Origin of the sequence: Streptomyces sp. CA-106110 (genome assembly GCF_050936285.1) — a bacterium.
Taxonomy (GTDB): Bacteria; Actinomycetota; Actinomycetes; order Streptomycetales; family Streptomycetaceae; genus Streptomyces.
Window position 1 is genome coordinate 6,480,738 of record NZ_JBNJNB010000001.1, and the last position, 23,595, is coordinate 6,504,332.

The 23,595-nt window shown below is 69.3% G+C and carries 24 protein-coding genes, 3 tRNA genes and 2 pseudogenes; 17 read left to right on the top strand and 12 right to left on the bottom strand.

Annotation, left to right across the window (positions count from 1 at the left end; translation table 11 throughout):
• Positions 1-3: 3 nt before the first annotated feature.
• A complete protein-coding gene (locus ACQEXA_RS29825) occupies positions 4-1,446 on the bottom strand; it encodes a PLP-dependent aminotransferase family protein (protein ID WP_432929775.1) in 1,443 nt (480 codons plus the stop codon).
• A 102-nt stretch (positions 1,447-1,548) separates the two neighbouring features.
• Here ACQEXA_RS29825 and ACQEXA_RS29830 point away from each other — a divergent pair.
• Positions 1,549-1,768, top strand: a pseudogene (locus ACQEXA_RS29830) (carboxymuconolactone decarboxylase family protein); the annotation flags it as partial.
• A gap of 5 nt (positions 1,769-1,773) precedes the next feature.
• Here the strand turns inward: ACQEXA_RS29830 and ACQEXA_RS29835 are convergent.
• The 7 genes and pseudogenes from ACQEXA_RS29835 to ACQEXA_RS29865 form a co-directional block, all read right to left on the bottom strand.
• Positions 1,774-2,247 carry a hypothetical protein gene (locus ACQEXA_RS29835; RefSeq protein ID WP_432929773.1) on the bottom strand — a complete coding sequence of 158 codons (474 nt, stop codon included), beginning with the start codon at positions 2,245-2,247 and terminating at the stop codon, positions 1,774-1,776.
• Between the two features lie 53 nt (positions 2,248-2,300).
• Positions 2,301-3,029, bottom strand: a complete 729-nt coding sequence (locus ACQEXA_RS29840) for a methyltransferase domain-containing protein (RefSeq protein WP_432929771.1) — start codon at positions 3,027-3,029, stop codon at positions 2,301-2,303.
• Positions 3,030-3,367: 338 nt separating this feature from the next.
• Positions 3,368-4,453 (bottom strand): ornithine cyclodeaminase family protein, encoded by a 1,086-nt coding sequence (locus tag ACQEXA_RS29845; RefSeq protein WP_432938195.1) that lies wholly within the window; start codon positions 4,451-4,453, stop codon positions 3,368-3,370.
• Positions 4,454-4,517: 64 nt separating this feature from the next.
• Entirely contained in the window at positions 4,518-4,943 is a 426-nt protein-coding gene (locus ACQEXA_RS29850) for a class II aldolase/adducin family protein (RefSeq protein ID WP_433131611.1), read from the bottom strand.
• Positions 4,944-5,006: 63 nt separating this feature from the next.
• Entirely contained in the window at positions 5,007-7,463 is a 2,457-nt protein-coding gene (locus tag ACQEXA_RS29855; RefSeq protein WP_433131613.1) for a SpoIIE family protein phosphatase, read from the bottom strand.
• A gap of 142 nt (positions 7,464-7,605) precedes the next feature.
• Positions 7,606-8,052 (bottom strand): annotated as a pseudogene (locus tag ACQEXA_RS29860) (ISAzo13 family transposase); the annotation flags it as partial.
• 147 nt (positions 8,053-8,199) lie between these two features.
• The gene (locus tag ACQEXA_RS29865; RefSeq protein ID WP_433131616.1) at positions 8,200-9,021 is read right to left on the bottom strand and encodes a class I SAM-dependent methyltransferase; all 822 of its coding nucleotides are present in this window, start codon (positions 9,019-9,021) and stop codon (positions 8,200-8,202) included.
• A 55-nt stretch (positions 9,022-9,076) separates the two neighbouring features.
• Between ACQEXA_RS29865 and ACQEXA_RS29870 the strand changes: the two genes are divergently transcribed.
• The 14 genes from ACQEXA_RS29870 (at position 9,077) to ACQEXA_RS29935 (ending at position 20,270) form a co-directional block, all read left to right on the top strand.
• A complete protein-coding gene (locus tag ACQEXA_RS29870) occupies positions 9,077-9,793 on the top strand; it encodes a GntR family transcriptional regulator (protein ID WP_432929762.1) in 717 nt (238 codons plus the stop codon).
• A 460-nt stretch (positions 9,794-10,253) separates the two neighbouring features.
• Complete coding sequence (locus tag ACQEXA_RS29875; RefSeq protein ID WP_432929761.1) at positions 10,254-10,517, top strand: DUF6284 family protein; 264 nt, start codon at positions 10,254-10,256, stop codon at positions 10,515-10,517.
• The gene (locus ACQEXA_RS29880) at positions 10,514-11,377 is read left to right on the top strand and encodes a protein spdB (protein WP_432929759.1); all 864 of its coding nucleotides are present in this window, start codon (positions 10,514-10,516) and stop codon (positions 11,375-11,377) included. The genes ACQEXA_RS29875 and ACQEXA_RS29880 overlap by 4 nt, the downstream gene beginning before the upstream one ends.
• A complete protein-coding gene (locus tag ACQEXA_RS29885) occupies positions 11,349-11,723 on the top strand; it encodes an RRQRL motif-containing zinc-binding protein (protein WP_432929757.1) in 375 nt (124 codons plus the stop codon). The genes ACQEXA_RS29880 and ACQEXA_RS29885 overlap by 29 nt, the downstream gene beginning before the upstream one ends.
• A 2-nt stretch (positions 11,724-11,725) precedes the next feature.
• A complete protein-coding gene (locus ACQEXA_RS29890; protein WP_432929755.1) occupies positions 11,726-12,043 on the top strand; it encodes a hypothetical protein in 318 nt (105 codons plus the stop codon).
• Between the two features lie 2 nt (positions 12,044-12,045).
• Complete coding sequence (locus tag ACQEXA_RS29895) at positions 12,046-12,345, top strand: hypothetical protein (protein ID WP_432929753.1); 300 nt, start codon at positions 12,046-12,048, stop codon at positions 12,343-12,345.
• 94 nt (positions 12,346-12,439) lie between these two features.
• Positions 12,440-14,545, top strand: a complete 2,106-nt coding sequence (locus ACQEXA_RS29900) for an ATP-binding protein (protein ID WP_433131618.1) — start codon at positions 12,440-12,442, stop codon at positions 14,543-14,545.
• Between the two features lie 203 nt (positions 14,546-14,748).
• On the top strand, positions 14,749-15,216 hold the full coding sequence (locus ACQEXA_RS29905) for a hypothetical protein (protein WP_433131620.1): 468 nt from the start codon (positions 14,749-14,751) through the stop codon (positions 15,214-15,216).
• An 11-nt stretch (positions 15,217-15,227) separates the two neighbouring features.
• Positions 15,228-16,022: a DUF7221 family queuine tRNA-ribosyltransferase-like protein gene (locus tag ACQEXA_RS29910; protein ID WP_433131622.1), complete on the top strand. Its 795-nt coding sequence runs from the start codon at positions 15,228-15,230 to the stop codon at positions 16,020-16,022.
• A 162-nt stretch (positions 16,023-16,184) separates the two neighbouring features.
• Positions 16,185-17,063: a bifunctional DNA primase/polymerase gene (locus ACQEXA_RS29915; protein WP_433134652.1), complete on the top strand. Its 879-nt coding sequence runs from the start codon at positions 16,185-16,187 to the stop codon at positions 17,061-17,063.
• A gap of 86 nt (positions 17,064-17,149) precedes the next feature.
• Positions 17,150-17,476, top strand: a complete 327-nt coding sequence (locus ACQEXA_RS29920; protein WP_432929746.1) for a hypothetical protein — start codon at positions 17,150-17,152, stop codon at positions 17,474-17,476.
• Complete coding sequence (locus tag ACQEXA_RS29925) at positions 17,473-18,702, top strand: DUF3631 domain-containing protein (RefSeq protein ID WP_433131624.1); 1,230 nt, start codon at positions 17,473-17,475, stop codon at positions 18,700-18,702. The genes ACQEXA_RS29920 and ACQEXA_RS29925 overlap by 4 nt, the downstream gene beginning before the upstream one ends.
• Before the next feature lie 168 nt (positions 18,703-18,870).
• A complete protein-coding gene (locus ACQEXA_RS29930) occupies positions 18,871-19,068 on the top strand; it encodes a helix-turn-helix domain-containing protein (RefSeq protein ID WP_401842663.1) in 198 nt (65 codons plus the stop codon).
• A complete protein-coding gene (locus ACQEXA_RS29935; RefSeq protein ID WP_432929742.1) occupies positions 19,068-20,270 on the top strand; it encodes a site-specific integrase in 1,203 nt (400 codons plus the stop codon). The genes ACQEXA_RS29930 and ACQEXA_RS29935 overlap by 1 nt, the downstream gene beginning before the upstream one ends.
• Positions 20,271-20,360: 90 nt before the next feature.
• Here ACQEXA_RS29935 and ACQEXA_RS29940 read toward each other — a convergent pair.
• The 4 genes from ACQEXA_RS29940 to ACQEXA_RS29955 form a co-directional block, all read right to left on the bottom strand.
• Positions 20,361-20,434 (bottom strand) — tRNA-Phe (locus ACQEXA_RS29940).
• 24 nt (positions 20,435-20,458) lie between these two features.
• A tRNA-Asp gene (locus ACQEXA_RS29945) sits at positions 20,459-20,533 on the bottom strand.
• Between the two features lie 36 nt (positions 20,534-20,569).
• Positions 20,570-20,642 (bottom strand) — tRNA-Glu (locus ACQEXA_RS29950).
• An 80-nt stretch (positions 20,643-20,722) separates the two neighbouring features.
• A complete protein-coding gene (locus ACQEXA_RS29955; RefSeq protein ID WP_433131626.1) occupies positions 20,723-22,339 on the bottom strand; it encodes a metallophosphoesterase family protein in 1,617 nt (538 codons plus the stop codon).
• Positions 22,340-22,424: 85 nt separating this feature from the next.
• Here ACQEXA_RS29955 and ACQEXA_RS29960 point away from each other — a divergent pair, with 85 nt between their 5' ends.
• Positions 22,425-22,775 (top strand): metallopeptidase family protein, encoded by a 351-nt coding sequence (locus ACQEXA_RS29960; protein ID WP_359397560.1) that lies wholly within the window; start codon positions 22,425-22,427, stop codon positions 22,773-22,775.
• Positions 22,776-22,915: 140 nt separating this feature from the next.
• Positions 22,916-23,392, top strand: a complete 477-nt coding sequence (locus tag ACQEXA_RS29965; protein ID WP_433131628.1) for a hypothetical protein — start codon at positions 22,916-22,918, stop codon at positions 23,390-23,392.
• The last annotated feature ends 203 nt before the right edge of the window (positions 23,393-23,595 follow it).

Genomic DNA, 23,595 nt, shown 5'->3' on the forward strand with positions numbered 1-23,595 from the left:
CCACTAGGGCATCACCCTGCACAGTGCGTCCAGTACGCCTGCCCACGCGCTGTCCGAGGGCGCCGCGTAGTTGACCACCAGGGCATCCCGTTCGGGCAACTGCCATCCGCAGTCCGCCACTTCGTAGCGGAACTGCGTCAACCCCCTGATCGCCAGACCTTGCCGGGCCGCGTCCTGGACCACCGCGCTCTCGGTTCCACGCGGGAGTTCGAGGACCGTCTGCAGTCCTGCCGCCATGCCGGCCACACGAATGCCGGGAGCCCTCTGGCGCAGGACCTCGATCAGCTGATCGCGGCGACGCCGGTAGCGCAGCCGCATCGAGCGCACATGACGGTCGTACGCACCCGAGGCGATGAATTCCGCGAGCGTCAGCTGCTCCAGCGCGCTCGTCATGTAGTCGCCGTGCCCTTTGGCCCTCACGATCTCCGGGATGAGTTCCTCCGGCAGCACCATCCACCCGAGCCGTACCCCCGGCGCCAGGGACTTGCTCACGGAACCGAAATACACCACCCGCTCCGGATCGAGGCCTTGCAGGGCCCCCACCGGCTGCCGGTCGTACCGGAACTCCCCGTCATAGTCGTCCTCCAGGATCAGGCCGCCAGCGGCACGTGCCCACTCGACGGCCGCCGTGCGCCGGTCCGGGCAGAGCGCGACCCCCGTCGGGTACTGGTGCGCCGGGGTCATCAGCACCGCGCCCACGTCGTGCAGTCGCGCGAGGTCCTCGATGCGTGCGCCATGGTCGTCGACGTAGAGGGGCGGGGTGTGCAGACCGGCGTTCGCCAGCAGGCCGCGATACAGGTCGAGGCCGTAGGCCTCGACGGCCACCGCCCGCACCCGCCGCACCCTGAGCGCCTGCGCCATCAGCGCCAGGCCGTGGTGGAAACCGGAACAGATGATGATCCGCTCCGGCTCGGCATATACCCCGCGGGCCCGCGTCAGGTAGTCCGCGAGTGCGGTGCGCAGCTCGACGCGGCCGCGGGCGTCGCCGTAGCCGAAGGCGTCGTGCGGCGCGGCGGTCAGAGCGCGGCGGGCCGCGGTGAGCCACTGCGTGCGCGGAAAGTTCGCGAGGTCCGGTGCACCCGTCAGCAGGCCGTACCGGGGGCGGGGCTTGTCCGGCCTGGCGCGGGGAGCGATGGGCGCGGCCGCCCTGTGCGGCTCGACCCGGGTGGCCACCCGGGTGCCGGAGCCCTGCTGGGCGGTGAGCCAGCCCTCGGCGACCAGCTCGGCGTAGGACTCGACCACGGTGTTGCGGGAGACGCCGAGGTCCTCGGCGAGTGAGCGGGAGGCCGGCAGCCGACTGTCGGGTGCCAGACGTCCCGTGCGCACGGCCTCCCTCAAGGCGTCCGTGAGCCCTGCGCGCAGCCCGGGTCCGTGCAGCTCCAGATGAAGGTCGGTGCCGAACACGGTGGGCGGGCCGTTTGCGAAATTGGTCCGGGAATCGTTCACATATATGGACCCTACTCCCGTACCACGGGCAACGTAGCCTTGCGGGCAGGACGATGAACTCAGCGCGAGACCACCGCTCGTCTCCCGGAGGACACGACGCGTATGGACTGGGCGAAGCTCGCCCCCTGAGGCCCTCAAAGTCATGCTTCGTCTCGGTGCGGCCTCGCATCGTGGCGTCGACGCGACGGTGCTGCACCTGGTCAAGATCCGTGCGTCCCAGATCAACCGCTGCGCGTTCTGCCGCGACATGCGCAGCAAGGGCGCGCTGGCGGCCGGAGAGTCGGTAGAGCGCATCATGCAGCTCGGCGCATGGACGGAGTCGATGAGTCAGAACGGTGGCTCTTCGGACCAGCCACCCGCCCAAGATTCGTGTTCCGCGGCCTGACGGGCGCGAAATTCGCGGGCTGCAACGTCGTCCGCGTTCTCCACGGTGTCGGTGTCGTGACCCCATGCCTTGAGCGCCTCCAGAGCGCGGTCTCGCAGGTAGCGGTCTGTACTAGTGGTGAGCAGACGGCGGGCATGCTCGGCCAGTTCGCCTCGGTATCGAGCGAGGGCAGCGTGCTCAGCCAGGAGGGTGGCGGCGACAAGCGCCGCGTAGCGTACATCCGCGTTGTCGTGGCCGAGGAGAGGCCGGACGGCGGCGTAGATCGCCGGGCGCACGTCCCGAAACGTGCGCATCTCCGGGTAGTCGTCGAGAAACGTGTCGCCACACACGCGTTCGCCGCTGGCGACGCACTCGTCGTAGGCGGTGTCACTGAGCCAGTGCAGTAGCGCCGCGCGGGTGGGCTTGACTCCCGGCATCGCTGTCTGGCTCGGTGCCTCTCGCGCTGAAGGACCCGCTAAGGCCGGTTGAGTCAACGGGAGCAGGTCACGCTGACGAGAGTGAAGGATGCGTAGAACGGCCCCTGGGAAAGGCCGGCAAACCAGCGATGGCCACGGTCTCGGTCGATGCGGCCCTCGTCGATGGCCTTCTGCATGTTGCGGCCGAGACCCAGGGTGCGGTCCGCCTCTTGGAAGTCACGGAAGACCGGTGTCGTGGCGAGCACAGTTTCGACGCGGAAGCCTGCCTGTTCGGCGAGGCGTGCGAGGCTGCGTCCGATGGTCGCGTGGCGGACCAATTCCCCAGTGGTGTAGCGCGTGAACGTGCGGCTCGTTTCAAGATCCTCAGCGTCGACGATCAAGGTGTCCCAGTCAGGTTCGACAAGCCCGATCCGCGCGTCTGGCCGGGTTGCACGATGAAGATGTGCAAGAGCGACTGCGGGTTCGGCAACATGCATCAGGACTCGGTCGATCTTGGCTCGGTCCACCGTGCCCGGCTCAATAGGCAGGGCATGCACGTCCCCTTCGCGGATCTCCACCTGGTGCAGTCCGTTCGTGCGTTCGCGAGCCCGGGCAAGCATCGTCGGGTCGCGGTCGACACCGATCACCGTGCCACCGTCCCCGACCAGTTCTGCCAGCGCCGGCAGATCGGTGCCCGGGCCGCACCCCAGATCCATGACGGTCTGGCCCGCCTGAATGTCCAACAAGTCGAGTAACTGCTGCTTGTACGCACGGCCGGCATCACCGGCAGCAGTCCGAAGCATGTACGAAGCCTGATTAGGCCGGGGCACGCCAAGAGTCGATGACATGCGGGCCAGTCAAACAGCCCCCTGCTCATCTGACGTCATTTCTCGTGAACCTCCACGAGCCTCAAGATCACTAACTGCTGCTCGAACTCGCAGGCAGTCGCTGTCGCTGGAACTCAACCAAGCCAGGAGCTGCAGTTCAGGGCGTGAGGGAACCCGCCCCCGCATCCCCGGACCACGGACACGATCCACTGGGACCAGACGCGGCGCGAACGCGGGAGACCAGGACGCCCAACACCGTTCGGAGCGTCCGACTGAGCCCGTGCACCTCATGCTCAGTCCTTAGTCAGGAACGGTCAGTCCCGGATGTCCTGCAACAGCCACTCACGGGGGATCTCGTGGCCCAGGCCGCGCTCACGGGCCCGCTCGTAGACGATCGCCGCGAGGGCGTGGAACTGGGCGCCCTGGATGTTGCCGCGCTCGGAGAACGTCACCTGCCGGTCGTCGTCCCGCGCGCGGGCGCGCCCGGCCAGCACGGCGTCGAGTCGGACCACCCGTGTCCCGCTGGGGGGCCGGCGCGATCCTCTGCCGTGCTGGTGGTGGTCCCAGACGGCGGCTTCCGGGCGGGCCCGATAGGTCACGTATTCGTCGTCGGTGGCCCAGTCGGGCGCCGACGAGGGCACGCTGGCACTGCCGAGCCGCAGCCACACGTCGAAGCGCTGTCGAGCGTGAGCATCGGGGCGTCCGCCGATGCAGGTGACGTGCGTGCCCGGGCGCAGGTGGCGGCCCAGGACGACGTCGCCGACCGCGTCGGTGCAGCCGGCCACGAGGTCGGCGCCGTGATGGGCGGTCTCGGGATCATCGACCGCCACCACCTCCACGCCGTGCAACTCCCGCATCTGTGCGGCGAAGCGCTCGCGGTGGGACCGGGTGGGGCTGTAGACCTGGACCCGCTCCAGAGGGCGGACGGTGAGGAAGGCCTCGATGTGGCTGCGCGCCATGCCGCCGGAGCCGAGCAGGCCCAGCACGCGGGCGCCGAGACGCACGCCGATGGCCGAGTCGGCACCCACGCGCAGGTGCTGCAGCAGCCCGTCGTTCAGCAGCGCGACGGGCTCGCCGGTGCGGGCGTCCAGCAGGAGCACCAGACCGCAGAACATCCCGGGGCGCACGCAGTACTTCTCCTGGGTGCGACCGCCCGGGGGACCGGCTTCGGTGAGCACGTCCGACTTCATCCGGATGGCCGCATAGCCGCTGCGTGCCGAGCCGCCTTCCATCGTCCCCCACTGGTAGACGCGCTCGTCGTCCACGGGCAGGGACAGGTCGATGCGCGGGCGGCACACGCCGATGCCGGCGGCCAGGTCCCGGTACGACTCCTCGAGAGCGCTTACCACGTCGGGCATCGTGAGCACGGCGGCCGTGACCTCGTTGTTCAGGACGAGCATGATCCTCCGTTCGGCCGTGCGGGGGAGGGGGCGTGCCCGGGGCCGGGCTGGTCACGCGGGCCGTTCAGGGGCGCAGGGGTGTGCTCGGGCCTTCGTGCTCCGCGCGGGCCGCAAGGTGGCGCCACATCGCCGCCACGTTGAACGCCGGTCCGAGGTCGGGCAGTTCCTCGATGTCCTCGTCGGGAATCGGGCGCAGGGGCGCGGCGGTGGCGGCCACGGCCAGGGTCATGCGTGCCAGGGAGTCCACCGCCAGGGCCCGGGTGACGGCTTCCGCGACGGCATGGGCGGGGTCGCCGGTGCCGACGGCCACGAGTCCGTGCCCCCGCAGTACGACCACAGGACGGTCCCCGAGGCAGTCCGCCATCTTCTCGGCTAGGTCACGCCGGCGGATCAGGGCCGACTGGGGCCAGACGGGGATGCCGTCGTGGGCGAGCCGGGCCGCCGGTATGTCGTAGGAGCCGACGAGCGGAAGCCAGGGCAGGTCAGCCACGGACGCGGCGGCATTGGTGTGCTGGCGTGGGGACCGAGGGGGAAGCCCTCATCGATCCCCGCTTTACAGTGTGGACGGCAGGTCTTGGTCGACCCAGACGAGCTTGCCGCCCGATTCCAGGCGGGCGCCCCACCTGCTGGACAAGTGGGCAATCAGGAACAGTCCCCGGCCGTTTTCGTCGACGATGCGGGCATGGCGCAGACGCGGGTAACACTTTTTGCTGTCAAAGACTTCGCAGGTCAGGACTTGGTGCTGGATGAGCCGTAGCCGGATCGGGCCGGCGCCGTGGTGGATAGCGTTGGTGACCAGTTCGCTGATGATCAGCTCCGTGGTGGGCACGAGCTGCTCCAGTCCCCATTCGCTGAGTTGATGGGCGGCCAGGTGCCGGGCGGTGCTGACGGCGGCCGGCTCGGTCGGCAGGTCCCAGGAGGCAATGTGGGCCGCGTTGAGTGTGTGGATCCGGACAAGGAGCAGGGCGATGTCGTCGGATGCTGCCTGAGTCGGCACGGTTTCCACCACTGAGGAGCACAAGTCTTCCAAGGACTGTTCGGGTTGTGCCAGGGCGGTGCCGAGGCGGTGCATGCCGACGTCGATGTCGTCGTCACGGGATTCGACCAGGCCGTCGGTGTAGAACGCGAGCAGGCAGCCTTCGGGCAGTTCCACTTCCCCGGCGTCGAAGGGGACCAGCCCGAGGCCGAGGCCGAGTGGGGCTCCGGCGGGCAGGTCGGGGAAGGTGACCTGGCCTTGTGCGTCGATGATCGCGGGCGGGGGGTGCCCGGCCCGTGCCATCGTGCACTGCCGGGTGGCCGGATCGTAGACGGCGTACACACAGGTCGCGCCCATAATCGCGGGGATCTGGTCCGCGGCGTCGTCATCTTCCCCGGTCAGCCGCCGGACGCTGTCATCGAGGTGGGCCAGCAGTTCGTCGGGGGGCAGGTCCAGGTCCGCGAGGGTGCGGACGGCGGCGCGGAGCCTGCCCATGGCCACCGCGGCGTTGATGCCGTGTCCGACCACATCACCGACGACGAGGGCCACCCGGGCGCCAGACAGCGGGATCACATCGAACCAGTCGCCTCCGACGCCGGCGTCCGTGTCGGCCGGCAAGTAGCGCCCGGCCGCCTCGACGGCGACGCCGCCCCTCAAACGGTGTGGGAGCAGGTTGCACTGGAGGGCGAGGGCCGTGGTGTGTTCGCGAGCGTACTGGCGGGCGTTGTCCAAGGACAGCGCCGCCCGGGTGACCAGCTCCTCGGCGAGGAGCAGGTCGTCCTCCCGGAACGGCGTCGGGTCCTCGGTGCGTGCGAACAACGCCACGCCCAGCACGGAGCGCCGGGCACGGATGGGCACGATCATCAGGGAGTGCACCCCGTTCTCACGGATTTTCTGCGCCCGTGCCGGGTCGTGGTCGATCCATGTCCCAGGGGTGGTGTCCAGTACCGGTTCCAGGTGGGACCTTCCCGTGCGCAATGCGCTGGCGAGCGGCGAGTTTGGGAGGACGGAAATTGTCTCCCCTCGCGCAAACGTCGACTCTGGGATCCCTGGGTGGATCGAGGCCAAACCGGCACGGCGGAAGACAGAGGGGCGATCGGACATTGTGTCGATTCGGGCAACGGGCTCTTCGCCGAACGGGAGGATGGACTTCGCCAGGTCGACGACGGCGTAGTCGGCCAACAGGGGCACGGCGAGGTTGGCCAGTTCCTGTGCGGTCTGCATGATGTCCAGGGTGCTGCCGATGCACGTGCTGGCCTGGCTGAGGATGGCAAGGCGCTCGCGCGCCCGCTGGTTGCTGGTGACATCCACGCTTATGCTGCACACCCCCAGTGCCTGGCCGTCCGCGCCCTGGAGACAGAAGAACGAGGCCGAGAATGCGTGCTCCTGGCGCGGATCTTCCGGCGGCCACGCCCGGTACTCGTGGACCGCGGAAGTGCCGCTCGCCAGCACCTGCCGCATCACCGCTTCAAGGGCCTCGGCCTCGAAGCCGGGCAGTGAATCCTTCAGGCGGCGTCCGAACCTCCGGTCACGGGAAATGCCGTCGTGCTCCATCGTGTCGTTCACCCAGGTACAGCGCAGCTGCGAGTCATGAATGGCGATGCCGACCGGCGCGCGGGCAAGCAGCGACTCCCGCACCGATCCGTTCATCATCCCCGAGGAGAGCGTGCCTATGTCGGTCAGGGATACCAACCACCGATGGGTTGCATCCTGTCCCCACAGCAGCGAGAGGCGCAGGCTCAGGTTGAGCGTACGGCCGTCGCGGTGGCGGACCGCCGCGGTGCCGGACCAGCCACCTTGGGCACGGCACTGCTCGGCGAACGCTGATACCCCCAGCGCCTCCTCGGAGGACGGCAGCAGGAGTGTGGCGGACCGGCCCACCACGTCCTCAGCGCAGTACCCAACAACGTGCTGAGCGGCTTGCGTCCACGCGACCACCGTCCCTTGCTCGTCGATCATCGCTATCGCTGCGTCGGATATCTCGCGGAGCCCCAGCGGCTCCAAGAGTGCGGCCTGGTCAGTGCTCATCATCATGGTTCCCATCAGATGCGTCGCGACCCGACCGTATGCGCGCGTCCGCCAACATGTGCGGACCATTTTCTGAGCAAAAGACCGGACCACTTCGCGCCGAACCGCCAGGCGGGCCCCTGGGCGCCGCCTGGCAGACCGGTTGCAAGTTCATCGAGATGTGGCTGAACAGGCGGTGCTCGATCCGATTCCATTTCGAGGTGCCTGGCGGCATGTGGCAGACCGTGATCGAAAGTCCGGTGGCGTCGGCGAGAGCGGCCAACTCTCGCTTCCACAAGCGCAGACGGTAGCCGTTGGAGCCACCAGCGTCCGTGGTGATCAGGAGTGCGGTCGCATCCGGGTAGGCGACACTGCCGACGGTGTTCCACCAGCGGCGGATGGTCTCCACGGCGAATTGGGCGGTGTCGCCGTCGCTGCTGACCGAGACCCAGCCCGTATCGGCGCCAAGGTCGTACACGCCGTAGGGCACGGCCTTGCCCTGCTCGCCGGGGAAGTCGTGGACGTCGACCCGACGCGGTTCGCCGACCGGCCGCCAGGTGCGGCCCTTGTTGGCGTACTCGCCGATCAGCTCCTTCTTTTTCGCATTTACACTAAGGCCCAGCTATGGCGAACAGATAAGCGCCAATCACCTGAGGTTGAGGCGGGTGCGCGCGCCCTGCGCACCCTCTCCCCCGCACCTACACCAGCACGGGAACCCGACGGGGCGGCTGCCGCTGTCCGTCAGTGTTCGCCACCGTTGATGTCAGGTGTGGATGTCAGCGGGAGCCCTTCCCACGGCCAGTAGATGCGAACTGGCAGCAAGCAGTTCCGGGTACGGCTCTGCCATGCGGGCCGCCTCCAGGGCGGAGGCGATCAGCTCATCCGTAGGACCCTCGCCCGGCTGCTGCTCGGCTGCCTTCACGAGCGACCATGCTGGCCCCTCGATCCCGAAGACCTGCACGTCAGTCAGTCCGGAGGCCACCAGCTCCGAAACCAACTCCTCAGCCCTATGGAAGTAGGACAGGGTGAACCCTCGCACGCCGTCGTAGACGGCCGTCTCAAGAATCCTCGAGACGGAGTCACGAATCCGTTCGGTGTGGAGGTGGGAGTACGTCACGTGCTCAAAGAGCGAGGCGTAACGGTTGATCGCTGCCGCTGCGACCAGCCCGCCCGGCTTCACTACGCGGTGGGCTTCCGCCAACGCCGTGCGCCGATCTTCGGGGTCGGGCAGGTGGTAGAGCGGTCCGAGGAGCTGCACAACGTCGAAACTGTCGTCCGGCTCGCTCAGATCGCGGGCGTCTCCCACGACCGCTGGGCATACGGCTGACGCGCTCTCGACATGGCGGGGCACCGGGTCCACCAGCGTGACGTCGTAGCCGTCCTTCACAAGCCACTCGGCATGAATCCCGGTTCCCCCGCCCACGTCGAGCACACGGGCTGGCGCGGGGGGCAAAAAACGTCGGAGAAGCTCTTGCGTCCTGACCAGCTCCATCCGCCCGTCTGCCGAGCTTCGCAGACGGCCGTCCTCGTTCACCGTCTCGCCATAGAACCGCATCACGGAGGGAGCCAATTCGAGATTCGACATGCCCGCAGTATCGTGTGTACCGGTGGACCAGTCCAGCGCGCGAGGAAGGAAGGCCATGGCTGTTCTGAAGTACGAGGAGATCGCCGAGTCGCTGCGGACCCGCATCGCCGCAGGTGAATTCGCCCCTGGCGAGACCATCCCGTCCGGCCGAGACCTGGCCGAGCAGTGGGACGTGTCGCGGGCCACCGCCATCAAGGCCGTAGACGTGCTCCGCAACGACGGCGTAGTTGTGGCCAAGCAGGGGACCGGTTTCGTCGTCACGGAGACCCCCGTGGCGCGCCCTGCCGGCGCCCGCCGAGCCGGGTCGGCGCGCATCTTGGGCGGGATGCCGTTCCTGCGGATCGGTACGCCTGACTGGGCCGAGCCTCCCACGCGCGTCGCCAACGCCCTTGGCCTCGCGCCCGGGGTCCTGGCGCTCCGACGTGTCCGCATCCTCCAGCTCCCGGACGGAAGCCCGAATAGCTGCGTGGAAGCGTGGTTCCCGCCTGAGATCGCAGAGGCGGCCCCCCGTCTTTCTGACACCGCCCCGATCGCCGAGGGCACGACCCGCTACGTCCGTCGGCAGACCGGACGATTCCCGGTGGAAGGGGTGGATGTCACCACCGTGCGCTTGGCCACCGACGTGGAGGCGGAGCGGTTGGGGGTTGCCGAGGGGAGTGCGGTCGCAGTTCTCCTCCACACGGCGCACGACCAGGAAGGGCGCCCGTTGGTCTGCGAAGAGGGTGTCACCCCTGCCTCACTCTTCGAGCAGGCGGACACCTACGCAATGTAGGAGAGCGCCGAGTTAGAGCTGGACCGGTCCGCCGGTCCAGCTTTTTTGATGCCCCGTCAAGCGCACTGAGCTGCGGAAACGAGCCGCACTGTTCAGCAACTCCAAATTCACTGCTTGGCTGGACCGGTCCACCGGTCCAGTCTATAGGTGCAACGCCGCACCGCCTCAGGGAGGAGCGGTTCTGGTTCGGGATGGCCTGCCACAACGAGGGGCCCCGCGCTGGGAGTTGCTTGAGAACTGCACAGGTGGGCCCCGCCTCCCCGAGTCGAAAAGGCGGACCGCGCGACTGGATCACGCATCGACCTTCGCGGCCCTCGCCGCGCCGGTTGCCTCCGCTGCTCGTCTCGTACGAGCAGCGCTGAGGGGAGCCGGATGTTCCGATCCCAACGGCGCGCGGCTCCCGGGGTGCCTCCCGGGAGCCGCTGTTCGGGCCGTTGCACCTGTGAGGAGAAAACGACCCATGGAGCACATCGGTGCACTTCAGGTGGTTGTTACCGCCGATGAGTTCGACCGCGAGCCGACGGCCGCGGAGCTGGACGCGATCGAGGTGGAGTCCCCGCTGATCCTGGCGGAGGTCGACCTGCTCGACGCACAGATCACCATGCTGGACCGCACCCTGAATGAGCTGGACGCCCGCCGCATCCGCCGGGCCCGCAACCGGGTGCTGGCCGCCCGGCGGGACCTGGTCAACCGCACGCCGGGTGTGACGGACGGTGCTGCATGAAGACCAAAACCGTTCTGCCCGCCGTCGCGATGACGGCCGTGTCCATGGTCCTCACCCTGGCCGTGGTCGTGATGTGGCTGGGCACGGCGATGCCGTGGCCCGTCGCCCTGGTCGTCGGTCTGGGTATCGACGGCGGTTGGCTGGCCACCCTCGCCTATGAGCGCCGTCTGGCCGCGCAGGGCGACCACAGTCGCGCGGTCACCGCCGTCGGCTGGTCCTTCGGTCTGATCGCCACCGGCATCCTGGTCGCACACGCGCTCACCGCCGAACAGTCCGCCGGCGCGTGGCTGGCCGTGGCCTGGCTGCCGATCGCGGCCAAGGCCCTGTGGCTGGTCCACGGCCTGTGGGAGCGCACCGCCCTCACCTCGACGGCCCTCGGGGCGATCCGGGGCATTCAGCAGGAGGCGCGCGACGAGGCGGCCGTGGCTCGTGCCCGGCTGCGGGCGGAAGCGGCCACCGAGGAGACCCGGTTGACGGCCGTGACGGAGGCCGGCGCCCGCGTCGCCCGCGTCCAGGCCAAGACCGCCGAGACGCTGTCGCGGGCGTGGTCGACATTGGAGACGGCGCGGGACGGCGAGGACACCGGCAGGGCGTTTACCAGCGTGACGAGCCGCGTCACGCCCGGTGTCACGCCCCGCTGGGAGCTCCCGGTCTGGGGACCCACGGAGTCGGTTACGGCGCTTCCGCTGGAGGTGGGGCCCGCGCTCACCGATGAGGTCTTGGACGTGCTGGTGGACGAGATCCGTCACAGCGAAGTCCCTGCCCTGTCCTACCGGGAGATGGCCGCCCGGTTCCGTGCGGCTGGCCACTCCGCCTCCGAGGTCCGCCTCCGTGCGGCGTGGAAGCGCGTGGCGGTGTGATGGCCACGCTGCCGTCTATCGGTGGCGTCTGGCCCCGGACGGCTACGCCACCCGCCGCCAACTGAGGGCGCGCGGTTTGCGCCCCGGTGGTCAGCAGGTGGCCGCTCAGCTCGAACGGCCGCGCCGACGGCGTGGCCCGCTGGTCGCCTACCTGTACCGCGTCGACCTGGCCAAACCGGTCCGACCCATGACGCCGGCGCGGCGGGCGGCAGTGGCCATGGCCAATGCCGCTCGCCGTGTCTGCCCGGCCTGTCGGCGTGATGCCGGATACGTCATCCCCGCTTCGCTCGGCACGTGCGTGCCCTGCGCTTACCCCGATCCCTGCGACTCCCTGAGGAGTTCCTGACCATGGGCAAGCCCGACACCCGCCAGGTAGACCGCGAGATCCAGAGGACAACCCGCAAGCTCGAAGCGGTCCGTCAGCGCGAGATGTGGCCCCTCACCGGTCCCGAACGCCGCGCCATCGTCGGCGCGTTGGCCAGCGGCTCCTACCGCATCGCCCGGGGCCGTAGCACCGGCAGCGCGGATCGCCGCTTGGAGACTGCGTGGAGCGCCGCGGAGACCCGCCTGGCAGCGGAGATCGCCGCGTTGCAGACCGAGCGGCAGCGGATCGTGAACGAAGCCGCCGCCGCCAAAGCCGCCACGAAGTCGTCGGGGTGGTGGTGAGCATGGGCCGCCGCTGCCCCGCCGCACACCCGGACGACCCGACCCCCTGCGACGGCCCGCCCGTCGTGACCGTGCTGGACGCCTTCAACGCCGGGGCCGACGGATGCGGGCACCACGGTGCCCGCATCCTCGCCTCGCTGGACGGCGGCAGGGTGTACGCCCTCCCGGACGCCCCGGAGGGCGTCGCGATCCGCGTGTTCAAGGCTGCCGACATCATCCGCCCTTTCTGCTGGTTCAGCGGCCCGCGCTTCGACCCATCCCAGCTCAGCCATGCGGAGAACCGCGCCCGGCACCGCCGCTGAACCGCCGCAGTCCCGCCCGTGCCGACGCCGGCCGGGACCGGCCTTCCCTCTCAACTTCCCGCCCCGTCCCGGGGCAGTCAGGAGTTTCCCCGTCATGGGTGACACCGTCGTTCACCTGCACAAAGACACCACCCCCGCCGGGCCAACCGTGCTGACGGTGGTTCCGGATCCGGCACCGGCCGCGCCTGTGCCGCTGTGGGTGCGCTCCGGGCGCGCCGTCAAGACGGCCGTGACGCACGAGAACACCCGCACCGCCGCCCGCGCGGTGGCCCGCCACTCCCTCTACGTCGCGGGCGGGGCGCGGATCGTGGCCCGCCGGACCTGGGACGGGCGTACCGCCGCCCGCTACGAGCGCATGCTCCGCGCGGCCGAGGCTGCCGGGAACTTCGAGGCTGCGGCGGAGTGGGAGGAGCGCGGGCAGCGTTTCCGCGACGCCCGGCACCGCCGCCGTATGGACCTGCTTCACTCGCCCGTCGACGTGACCAAAGGCGCCCTGGTCGGCACCGGGATGGGCATAGGCGGTCTGGTCGCCCTCGGGGTCGTCCTGGCCATCGCGAACAAGGACGTCACCGACGTCATCACCCCGATCACGGCGGTCATCGACTTCATCGCCCTGCTGATCCGCATCGTGCAGATCGTGTGGGGCCCGCTCGTCACGATCGGCCCGTTCCTCGCCCTGCTCGCCCTGTGGGCTGTCGGCAGCAAGCAGCAAGCCGCCCCCGCCTGGACCATGCCCGCCAACGCCCGCAGCGATGAGGGCGAGCCCATCACTCCATCGATCGTGGTCAAGGCCTTGCGCGATCTGGGAGTGCCCGCGCTGCGGAACGCCATCAAGGAGATGGGCGACGCCGGCGCCTCCATGCTCGGTCCGATCCGAATCGCCGGATGCGGCGTGGAAGTCGACGTCACCCTGCCGTCCGGGGTGTCGACGAATGAGGTGCAGAACCGGCGCCGCAAGCTCGCGGAGAATCTGACCCGACATGAGCACGAGGTGTTCATCACCATCCCGACCGCCGCCCGCACGGTGCGGCTGTGGATCGCCGACTCCGGCGCGCTCGATGAGCCGATCGGCCCGTCCCCGCTGGTCACCGACGACACACTCACGGCCGACTACGCCAAGGGCCGCGCCCCTTGGGGGCAGGACCTGCGGGGCGATGCCGCCGCTTTGAGCCTGTATCAGCGGCACCTGCTCATCACGGGTCTGTCGAACCAGGGCAAGACCGCTGCCCTGCGCTCGCTCGCCCTGTGGCTGGCGCTGGACCGCAGCGTGGAGTTCCTGATGGGCGACCTCAAGGGTGCTGGCGACTGGGCCATGTTCGACGGGCTGGCGCGGGTGCTTATCCAGGGGCCGACCGATAAGCACGTGATCGAGGTGACTGAGATGGTCGAGGGCGCGGTGGATGAGATGAACCGCCGTCTCCAGGCCCCGCCCGGCACCGTCTTCCCGCCGCTGATCGTGCTGGTGGATGAGGCGCAGGTGGCGTTCATGTGCCCGGCTCAGGATGAAGACAAGCGCCCCTACGGCGGCTCCAAGGCCACCTCCCGGTACTTCATGGCCGTCCGGAAAATCCACAACCAGGGGCGGGCGGTCAATGTGCTGATGTGGCAGGGCACCCAGGACCCCACCGACCAGAACCTTCCCAAGCTCGTGCGCGAGGGCGCGCACACGCGTGCCTCGCTTGCCCTGGGCACCGACTCCCAAGCCCGCATGGCGCTCGGGGACAAGGCCGTGGATGGCGGGGCCGCGCCGAACCTGCTGCGCCCCGGTCTGGACAAGGGCACGGTCGTCGTCGCGTCCGACGGGATCGAAGTCCCCAAGGGGCAGTCGTCCATCACGGTGCGCACGCACTACATCAGCACCGACGACGCGAAGGAGATCGCCGCCCGGGCCAAGGCCGAGCGGGACGGCGTCACCACGCTGCACGTCATCGAGCGGGGCGAGGAGCGTGACCCGCTCGCCGACATCGCCTCCGTGGTCGGCACCGCTGCCCGGGTGCGGACAAAGGACGTGCTCGCGCGGCTCGCAAGCCTGAACGCGGACGCCTACGGCAAGTGGTCGTTCATCGACCTCAAGCGCGTCCTGGACGACGCCGGCGCCGAGCCCTACAAGTCCGACGGCGTCATGGTCGTCGCCCGCGACCGCGTCCTGCGGGCCCTCGCCAACCGGAGCGAGACGGATTCCGCTTCCGCCTCCGAGTAGAGGGAGCCGCACCCCCGCCGGGTCAGGGAGGCAGGGAGAACTCCCTGAACCCCTCCCTGACCCGCCTCCCTCCCCCTGACCTGCACGAATGATCACCAGGGAGGCAGGGAGGCATCCCAGCTCAGGGCCCTGAAACCCCCTCCACACGCCACCCCCAAGAGGGTGGTTCCGCCTCCCTGACCAAGCGCCGGAAGGGATTCCGCATGTACCCCGAACACGTCCGCCACGCGCCCACCGAGCGGGCCGTGGACGTCCACCAGCCCACCCCCATCAACCCCACCGTCGCCGTGTCGGCGCCGATCGTCCCCCTGCAGCCGACAGCGTTGCCGAACGTGGCCAGCGTCGTCCTGCCGGACGGCCGCGTCGTCACCGGCTACGCCATCAACCCCGCCCAACCCGAACCCCTCGCCGCCAAACCCGCCGTCTCCCGCGCCGCGGTGAACGTCGCCCTCGGAGGCGTCGGCTTCCTCGCCGTCTGCGGCGGACTGCTCCTGCTCACCACGTTCATCACCGCACTCACGGCGCTGATCACCCAGCTCATCACCCTGGCCGCCGTCATCTTCGGCGGCTGGATCGCCGTGCAGGTCTTCAGCACGGGCCGCCACCAGGGCGCCGGAACGACGGTCAACATCCGCAAAGCCATCTTCAAGCGCAACCACTTCCACGGCTGAAGGGAGCTGCCTTGCGCTTCTACCTGACCACCCACAAACGCCACTGGGTCCGGTTAACTGACGTGCCGCTGTTCTTGAAGTCCGAACACTTCGCCAGCGCCGCCAAACTGGACCCGGCACGTGGCCCGTACGCGGTGGACTCTGGTGGCTTCTCGGAGCTCCAGCGCCACGGCCGCTGGACCCGCACCCCACGCCAATACGTCAACGACCTGCGCCGGATCTGGGAATGTGTCGGCCCCTACGACTGGGCCGCCCCACAGGACTGGATGTGCGAAGACCTCATCATCCACGGCGGCACCGCCGGACCGAACGTCTTCGTCGGCACCCACCTCAGCGTCAAGGAACACCAGCGTCGTACCGTCGCCAACTTCCTGGAACTGCGCTCCCTCGCCCCCGAGCTGCGGATAGCCCCGGTGCTCCAGGGCCGGACGGTCGCGGACTACGAGTGGTGCGCGGAACTCTACGAGCGCGCCGGGGTCGACCTGACCCGTGAACCCACCGTCGGACTCGGCTCGGTCTGCCGTCTGCAATCCACCCGCGAGGGGGCCGCCATCGTCACCGCGATGGCCGCACGAGGGCTGAAGCTCCACGGCTTTGGCTTCAAGATTCTCGGCCTGGAACGGGTCGGCCACCTGCTCGCCTCTGCGGACTCCGCGGCGTGGAGCTATCACGCCCGTCGCAGGCCCCCGCTGCCCGGCCACACGCACAGGAACTGCGCCAACTGCCTGCCGTACGCGCTGCGCTGGCGTACCCGCGTCCTGGCCAGCCTCAAGCCCTGGCAACAGCCCCTGCTCGATGCGGCCTAGCTACGCCAAGGGCGGCCCCTCTTCCGCCAAGAACGCGGGGCCGCCCTTGTCTCCAGTCCTCATCAGACCCGTTGGAGGTCTCCCAGCATGACCCAACCCACCACCATCCGGCGAGCACCGGCCTTACCGCGCCCAACGGGTGGCCGCGTGAACGAGTACCTGATGCACGCGGCGTTGGACGCCGTGGTGCACGGCTGGTACGTCTTCCCCCTGCGCCCCGGCACGAAGCGGCCCGCCCTGCACGGCGAGAGCGCATGCCCCGGCACGGGGCCCTGCGCTGACGGGCACCGCAAGTGGGAGGACCGGGCGACCAACGACCCGGACCGTATCCGTGCCGCCTGGTCGCACGCCCCGTACAACGTCGGTATCGCCACTGGCACCTCCCGGCTCGTCGTCGTCGATCTCGACGTGCCCAAGGACAAGGGTAGTTCGGACGCGCCTTGCGGCGCGACGACCTTTGCGGCGCTCTGCGAGCGCGCCGGGCACGCCGTCCCCGACACCTACCGCACCCGGACCGCGAGCGGCGGAGAGCACCTGTACTTCACCGCACCCCACGGGATCCGGCTGGGCAACACGGCCGGCACCATCGCCCCGCTGGTCGACACCCGCGCGTGGGGCGGCTACGTCGTCGCCGCGGGCAGCACCACCCCCACCGGACGCTACGAAGCCCCGTATGACCGTCTGGCGGCCCCGCTGCCCTCCTGGCTCCAAACCATCCTTCAACCCGCCCCTAAAGCGTCTGAGGTCCCCTCAGGGGCCGTAGCGGGGCAATCCCGCAGATACACGGATGTAGCACTCGCCAACGAGACCCGGAACGTCGCCACGGCCCAACATGGCGCGCGGGAAGCGACGTTGCTCCGAGCGGCGCGAGCCTTGGGGCGGTTCGTCGCGTGGGGCGACCTCCCCCGGCACGTGGTTGAACAGGCTCTTCAGGAGGCGGGGGAGGCGGCCGGACTGTCCGCGTCCGAGTGCCGCTCCACCCTCCGCAGCGCCCTTAACTGGTCCATCGCCCACAACCAGGTCAAGCGGGGTGCGGCATGAACCCTCGATCCCATCCCCCTCTGAAGAGCATCACCGTTACCCCGACTGGCCCGCAGGACGCTCCACAGCCTGTGGACAAGGCGGCCGTGGGCGAGCCGAAAGACGCCGCCCGCAAGGGCGTCACTTCTGCCTTTCGCCCTGACCGACAGACCGGCGACGCCGACAACCCCACACCGGACCGGCCCGGCATTCGCATCTACGCCCCACCGGCCTACCGGCACCACTGGGACGGGGCCCGCTGGTCCAAGCGCTACGGCGCCACCCCCACCGCCGCCTACGCCTGCCCCTGCGGTCAGACCGGCACCGCCCGCGGACAGCAAGAGGTGGCCGACCTGGTCACGGACTACGACACGCACAATGCCGTCTGCACGGGAGCTCCCACGACCACGCTCGAAGGGAGGGCCGCCGCATGACCCCCACCATCGACGGGGCCGCGCTGCTCGACGAGGTGGAAGCCTTCCACCGGCGCTTCAACGTCTTCCCTACCGAAGCCGCCTACGTCGCCGTCACCCTATGGGACGCACACGCCCACCTCATCGAGTGCTTCGAGACCACGCCCCGGATCGCGTTCCTCTCCCCGGAGCCAGGATCGGGCAAGTCCCGGGCGCTGGAGATCGTGGAACTCCTCACCCCACGCCCGGTCACCACTGTGTCCGCGTCCGCGAACGCCCTCTACCGCCTGGTCGACTCCGCAGCCGGACTGCCCACGGTGCTGTTCGACGAGGTAGACACCATCTTCGGCCCCAAGGCCGGGACGGATGAGGCACTACGCGGCTTCCTGAACGCAGGGTACCGGCGCACGGCGGGTGCCCTGCGGTGCGTCGGCGAAGGCTCCAATCAGAACGCGCAGATCTTCAACTCCTACTGCGCTGTGGCCATGGCCGGGCTCGGCTCCCTGCCGGACACCGTCCTGACCCGATCCGTCATCATCCGCATGCGCAAGCGCGCCCCCAACGAGAAAGCGGAGCCGTACCGCCAGCGCAAGCACGAAGGCCAGGGCCATGCCCTGCGTGACCGGCTCGCCAAGTGGGCCGACACCGTCCGCGATCAAGTCGCAGGTGCCTGGCCCGAGATGCCCGAGGGCGTCACCGACCGCCCGGCGGACGTGTGGGAACCCCTGCTCGCCGTCGCCGACGCGGCCGGCGGCCCGTGGCCCGCACGGGCTCGCATTGCCTGCCTGGAACTGGTCAACGCAGCCCACGACAACGACGAAGCATCCCTCGGAGTCCGTCTGCTGACCGACCTGCGCGACAAGGTGTTCTGCGGTGAGGACCGCATGCCCACCGCCGTCATCCTCGAAATGCTGCTCGACCTGGACGACGCCCCCTGGGGCGACGTGGACGACAAACCGCTCAACTCCCGGATGCTGGCCAAGCTGCTCGGGCAGTACGTCACCCCCGCCAACAAGCCCATCAAGCCGCGCAGCATCCGCACCCCCTCGGGCTTCCCCAAGGGCTACTACGCGGAAGACCTCACGGACGCCTGGACCCGGTACTGCCCCCCACCCCTCAGAAAATCCGCCACGTCCGCCACGTCCGCCACACCGCAGGTCAGCGGGGGTGAATACGTGGCGGATACCGCCACCGGCATCCGCCACACGCCCGCGGAAACCGCCACACAGCTCACCGCCGCCGGGTAGCCGAACCGGCCCTCTCCAGTGCCGCCACACCGTCCGGGTGTGGCGGCACCTATCCGCCACAAAGCCGCTATCCGCCACACGATCAAGGCTCTGACCTGCGGTGTGGCGGCGTGGCGGACGTGGCGGATCTCCCGGAAGAAGAGCCACAGACCCGTTTTGGAGGCCGTAGTGGGGTCCGCCCTGCCCACCACTCACAAAGCGCTGACGGTTCCCGAAGTCATGGAGGCACTGAGCCTCAGCCGCTTCAAGGTCTATGACCTCATCCGCTCCAAGCAGCTCCAGAGCTTCACCATCGGCCGGTCCCGCCGGATCCCCGCCGATGCGCTCCACACGTTCATTCAGAACCAACTGAGGGAGGCCGCCTGATGGCCAAGCGGGCCAATGGCGAAGGCAGCATCACCAAGCGCAAGGACGGCACGTTTCATGGCCGCGTGTACGTGACGACGACCAGCGGCATCCGCAAACGCGTCTCGGTCTACGGCAAGACGCGCGACGAGGTACGGCAGAAGATCACCGAGCTCCAGGCACAGGAGAACAAGGGCATTCCCGTGCCGGACACGAACATGACGCTTGAGGCGTACCTGACTTACTGGCTCGCCACGGTCGTCAAGGTCCACCGGCGCCCGAAGACCTACCAGGGATACGAGAGCGTGGCGCGCGTCCACCTCGTGCCCGAACTAGGGCGGAAGAAGATCCGCACCCTGCGAGCCGCCGAAGTGCGCACGTGGCTCGCCCGGGTCGCCTCCGAGTGCCAGTGCTGCAAGCACGGCTGGGACAAGGAACGCGGCGAGCCGCAGTGTTGCGTCGCCGGCGAGTGCTGCAAGACCCTGCTGTCCCGCCGCATGGTGCAGTCCGTCCATGCGGTGCTGCGGAACGCGCTGCAGAACGCCGTTCGAGAGGAGCTGATCGTTCGGAACGTCGCCCAGCTCGTACAGGTCCCCACACCGTCGTACGACACCGGGAAGGGGCTCAGCGTCGCAGAGGCTCGTCTCCTGCTCCGTGAGTCCGCAGACGACCGGCTGCACGCGCTCTACGTGCTCGCCCTGGTCCTGGGGATGCGCCGGGGTGAGATCCTGGGGCTCCGGTGGGACGCGGTGAACCTTGACCGCGAGACGCTCACAGTGGAGCGCGCGCTACAGCGCGTGGGCGGAGAGCTGCGATTGGTCAAGCCGAAGACCTTGGCGTCGGTCCGTACCGTCCCGCTCCCGCCGATCGTCGTGAAGGCGCTCACCGAGCACCATGAGTGCCAGGCGCAGGAGCGAGCGGCGGCCGGCATGGAGTGGAAGGAACAGGGGCTGATCTTCACGTCCCGCATCGGCACCCCGCTGGAGCCGGACAACCTGCGGCGAAGCTGGTACCCGCTCCGGAAGCGGCTGGGGCTGGAGATCCGGTTTCATGATCTCCGGCACTCCGCCGTCTCCCTGCTGCTCGACCTGGGAGTGCCGCCGCACATCGTCCGGCAGATCGTCGGACACAGCGACATCGGGGTGACCATGAAGGTCTATGCCCACGCGTCGCTCGACGAGCAGCGCAAGGCGCTCCGCAAGCTGGGCGAGACTCTCACCTGAGACCCGTTGGCGTACCGGTTGGCGTAGGCGGCACGAAAACGGCCCCACCGAAAATCCTCGGTGGGGCCGTTTGCCCTGGTAGGGCGGCGGTGGCTGGGGCCGGGGTCGAACCGGCGACCTTCCGCTTTTCAGGCGGACGCTCGTACCAACTGAGCTACCCAGCCAAGGGGTTTCACGTGAAACCCCAGCGGTCCTGACGGGATTTGAACCCGCGGCCTCCACCTTGACAGGGTGGCGAGCACTCCAAACTGCTCCACAGGACCAAGCATGCGTACGACAGTGTCGCACACCGTGGTGCGTGCCCCCAACGGGATTCGAACCCGTGCTACCGCCTTGAAAGGGCGGCGTCCTAGGCCGCTAGACGATGAGGGCTATCGGCCCGCCTGGGCGCTTCACAGCGCGTCGGGGACGTGAGAAGCATATGGGATGGGGGGAGGGTTCGCCAAAACGGTTTACGGGGCAGCGGGCGTGCGGCTCGCACCGGTACGGGCCGGGCTCGCAGCGGGACTGCCTCCGGGCGTGGCGGACGGGGGCGTGGCGCCCGGCGTGGGGCTTGTTCCCGGCTGATTCTCCTCGGCCAGGTGGCGGGCCACTTCCGCTGTCGTCTGCCCGAGGCCGCCCAGCCTGATCTCGTCCCAGGCCTGGAGGCGGCGGGTGTCCTTGTCCATGTAGAGGACCGAGGCCTCGATGGGCGCCGGGTACTCGTGCTCGACCGCACGCAGCCCGCTACCGCCCGTCGAACCCTCGATACGCAGCCGGGTGCCGTACTGCATGATCTCCGTCCCCTCGTGGTGCAGATGCCCGGCCAGGACCAGGGGTACCTCGCCGTCCGTCTGGCGCGCCGCCGTGGGCTCGTGGGCGATCGCGATGTCGACGGGGGTGCCGGCGGCCTTCTGGTCGCTCAGGGCGGCGGCCAGACGGGCGCCCGCAAGTTCCTCGGATCGGTCGCCGCCCGGCACGACCGAACGGTCGGGGGTGAACTGCGGATCACCGATCCCGGCGAAGCGCAGCCCCGCGACCGTGACCGCCTTGCCGTCGTCCAGGACGTGGACGTTCTTCATGTGCTCCAGGTAGCGCTGGGTGGTGCGGGAGTCGTGGTTTCCGCGGACCCAGATGTACGGGGCGCCCAGGTCGGCGATCGGGTCGAGGAAGCCGTTCTCCGCCGCCGTGCCGTGATCCATGGTGTCGCCCGAGTCCACGATCACGTCGATCTTGTACTGCGCCACCAGCGACGCGATGATCTTCCAGCTCGCCGGGTTGAGATGGATGTCGGAGACGTGCAGGACCCGGATGGTCGTGGGATCGGGTTCGTATGCCGGGAGGGTGGAGGTGACGTCGTACAGCTTGGTCACGTTCGTCACCAGGCGTGCCAACTCCTCTTGGTAGACGTTGAATTCGGTGACGATGCTGCGCGCGTTGCCGACCAGGGACGGGGCTGAGGAGAGCAGGCCGGAGAACTTCGGCTCCAGCACCGACTTGGGGTTCCAGGTGGCGTAGGCCGTCGCCCCGGAGGCGGCGAGGAGGGTGAGCGCCAGACCGCCGGCGGCGAGGGCGCGGCCCGGGCGGCGGTAGACGGCCAGCCCGAGGGCGGTCGCTCCGGCGACCACGGCTATGCAGGACCGTACGGCGAGGTCGAGCGTGCCGTGTTCGACGTCGTGGGTGATCTCCTCCTGGAGCCCCGAGATCCGCTCTGGATGGTCGACCAGGGCCTGGGCGCGGACCGGGTCGAGCTGGTCGACGTTGACGTCGAGGCGGAGGGGGGCCTTGTGACTGTTCAGCTCCAAGGCCCCGAGCGGAGAGACATTGATCTTGGTGCCGCCGGTGAGCGAGGGGCGCAGGGCCATGGTGGTGTTCATGGGACCCACCGGGACACGCACGTTGCCCACGACGAGCAGGCCGAGCCAGGTGCCCAGCAGGACGACGGCGATCATGCCGAGGGCCCGGAGCCAGGGGTTTGACGGCGGGACGAGTTCGGCGGAGGGGCGGGGACGGAGCGAGCGGTAGTACCGGGCGAGCGTGCCTGACGCCCTTCGAATGCGGTGTACTGCTGTGGCGGGGACGCGGGCCATTGGTCGCGTATGCCCAAGTTTCCCGGCCGGTATGCAGCACGGTTCCCGGCTCTCCTATGGCGGTGTCGTACCGGACAATGGCCTTGTGCTGGAGATGACGCGTGAGGAGTTCGAGGAACTGGTCGCCGAGGCGCTCGACCGGATTCCGCCGGAGTTGACGCGGTTGATGGACAACGTGGCGGTGTTCGTGGAGGACGAGCCGTCCGCGGACGACCCCGAGCTGCTCGGGGTGTACGAGGGGACTCCGCTGACGGAGCGCGGCGAGTGGTACGCGGGGGTGCTGCCGGACCGGATCACGATCTATCGGGGGCCGACTCTGCGTATCTGCGACACACGCGAGGACGTGGTGGCCGAGACCGAAGTGACCGTGGTCCATGAGATCGCGCACCACTTCGGAATCGACGACGCCCGGTTGCACGCACTCGGGTACGGGTGACGGCGGCTGGGCCCGCGGTGCCAAGGGGGGCGTGACGTTGTCCCCGTGGGGCGCGTGTCCTCCCGCGGGCGAAGGGAGTTGGGTAGGGGGACTCCTCGCCCCTTCCCGGCAGGGAGACCCCTACCGGAGGGTGGCTGCCCGTGCGCGCCTGTTACGTACCCGTCCGCCTGGTCGCCACGGCGCTGGCCGTCGCCGCGGCCGCCGGCTGTATGAGCGTGGGGGACGACGCCGGCAGCCCCTCGCCGTCGCACTCCACAGGACGGCACGGCGGGGCCGCACTGGACGGCGGGACGGTGGTGGGCGAGGGCGTCGGCGGAGGCCGGGGCGGGGCGGCGGTCAAGGGCGGCAAGCACGAGCCGGACGCATCGGCGTCCGGTACCTCCGCCTCGCCTTCCGCGTCGGAATCCAAGAAGGGCGCCAAGGGCAAGGGCGACCAGCCGACCGCCAAGGGGACGTCGAAGAACGGCGACGGGGGTGACGGGGGCGTGCCGCCCGCACCGACGAACGGGGAGCCGAGCTCCACGGACACGCCGCCGGATCCCCCGCCGCCGAGCCAGCCGGATCCGCCGTCGCCGACGCCGACCACCGCCGAGCCGTCGTCCTCGGCGCACGAGTAGACCACGAAGCTGATGCAGCGCGAACCGGCGCCCCAGGCGGGGGCTCCGGCCGTTTAGCCGCCGAACAGGTGAGGCGGAACAGCCGTGTGGTGAGTGTCACCCGGGATGCGCGATGCTTGGTTTGCGTTCGGCGGGTGCGAGTGCGTATGGTGGTAGATCGTTTGATCCCATTTGCCCGGCGCCTACAGGACGCGCCGCGTGTG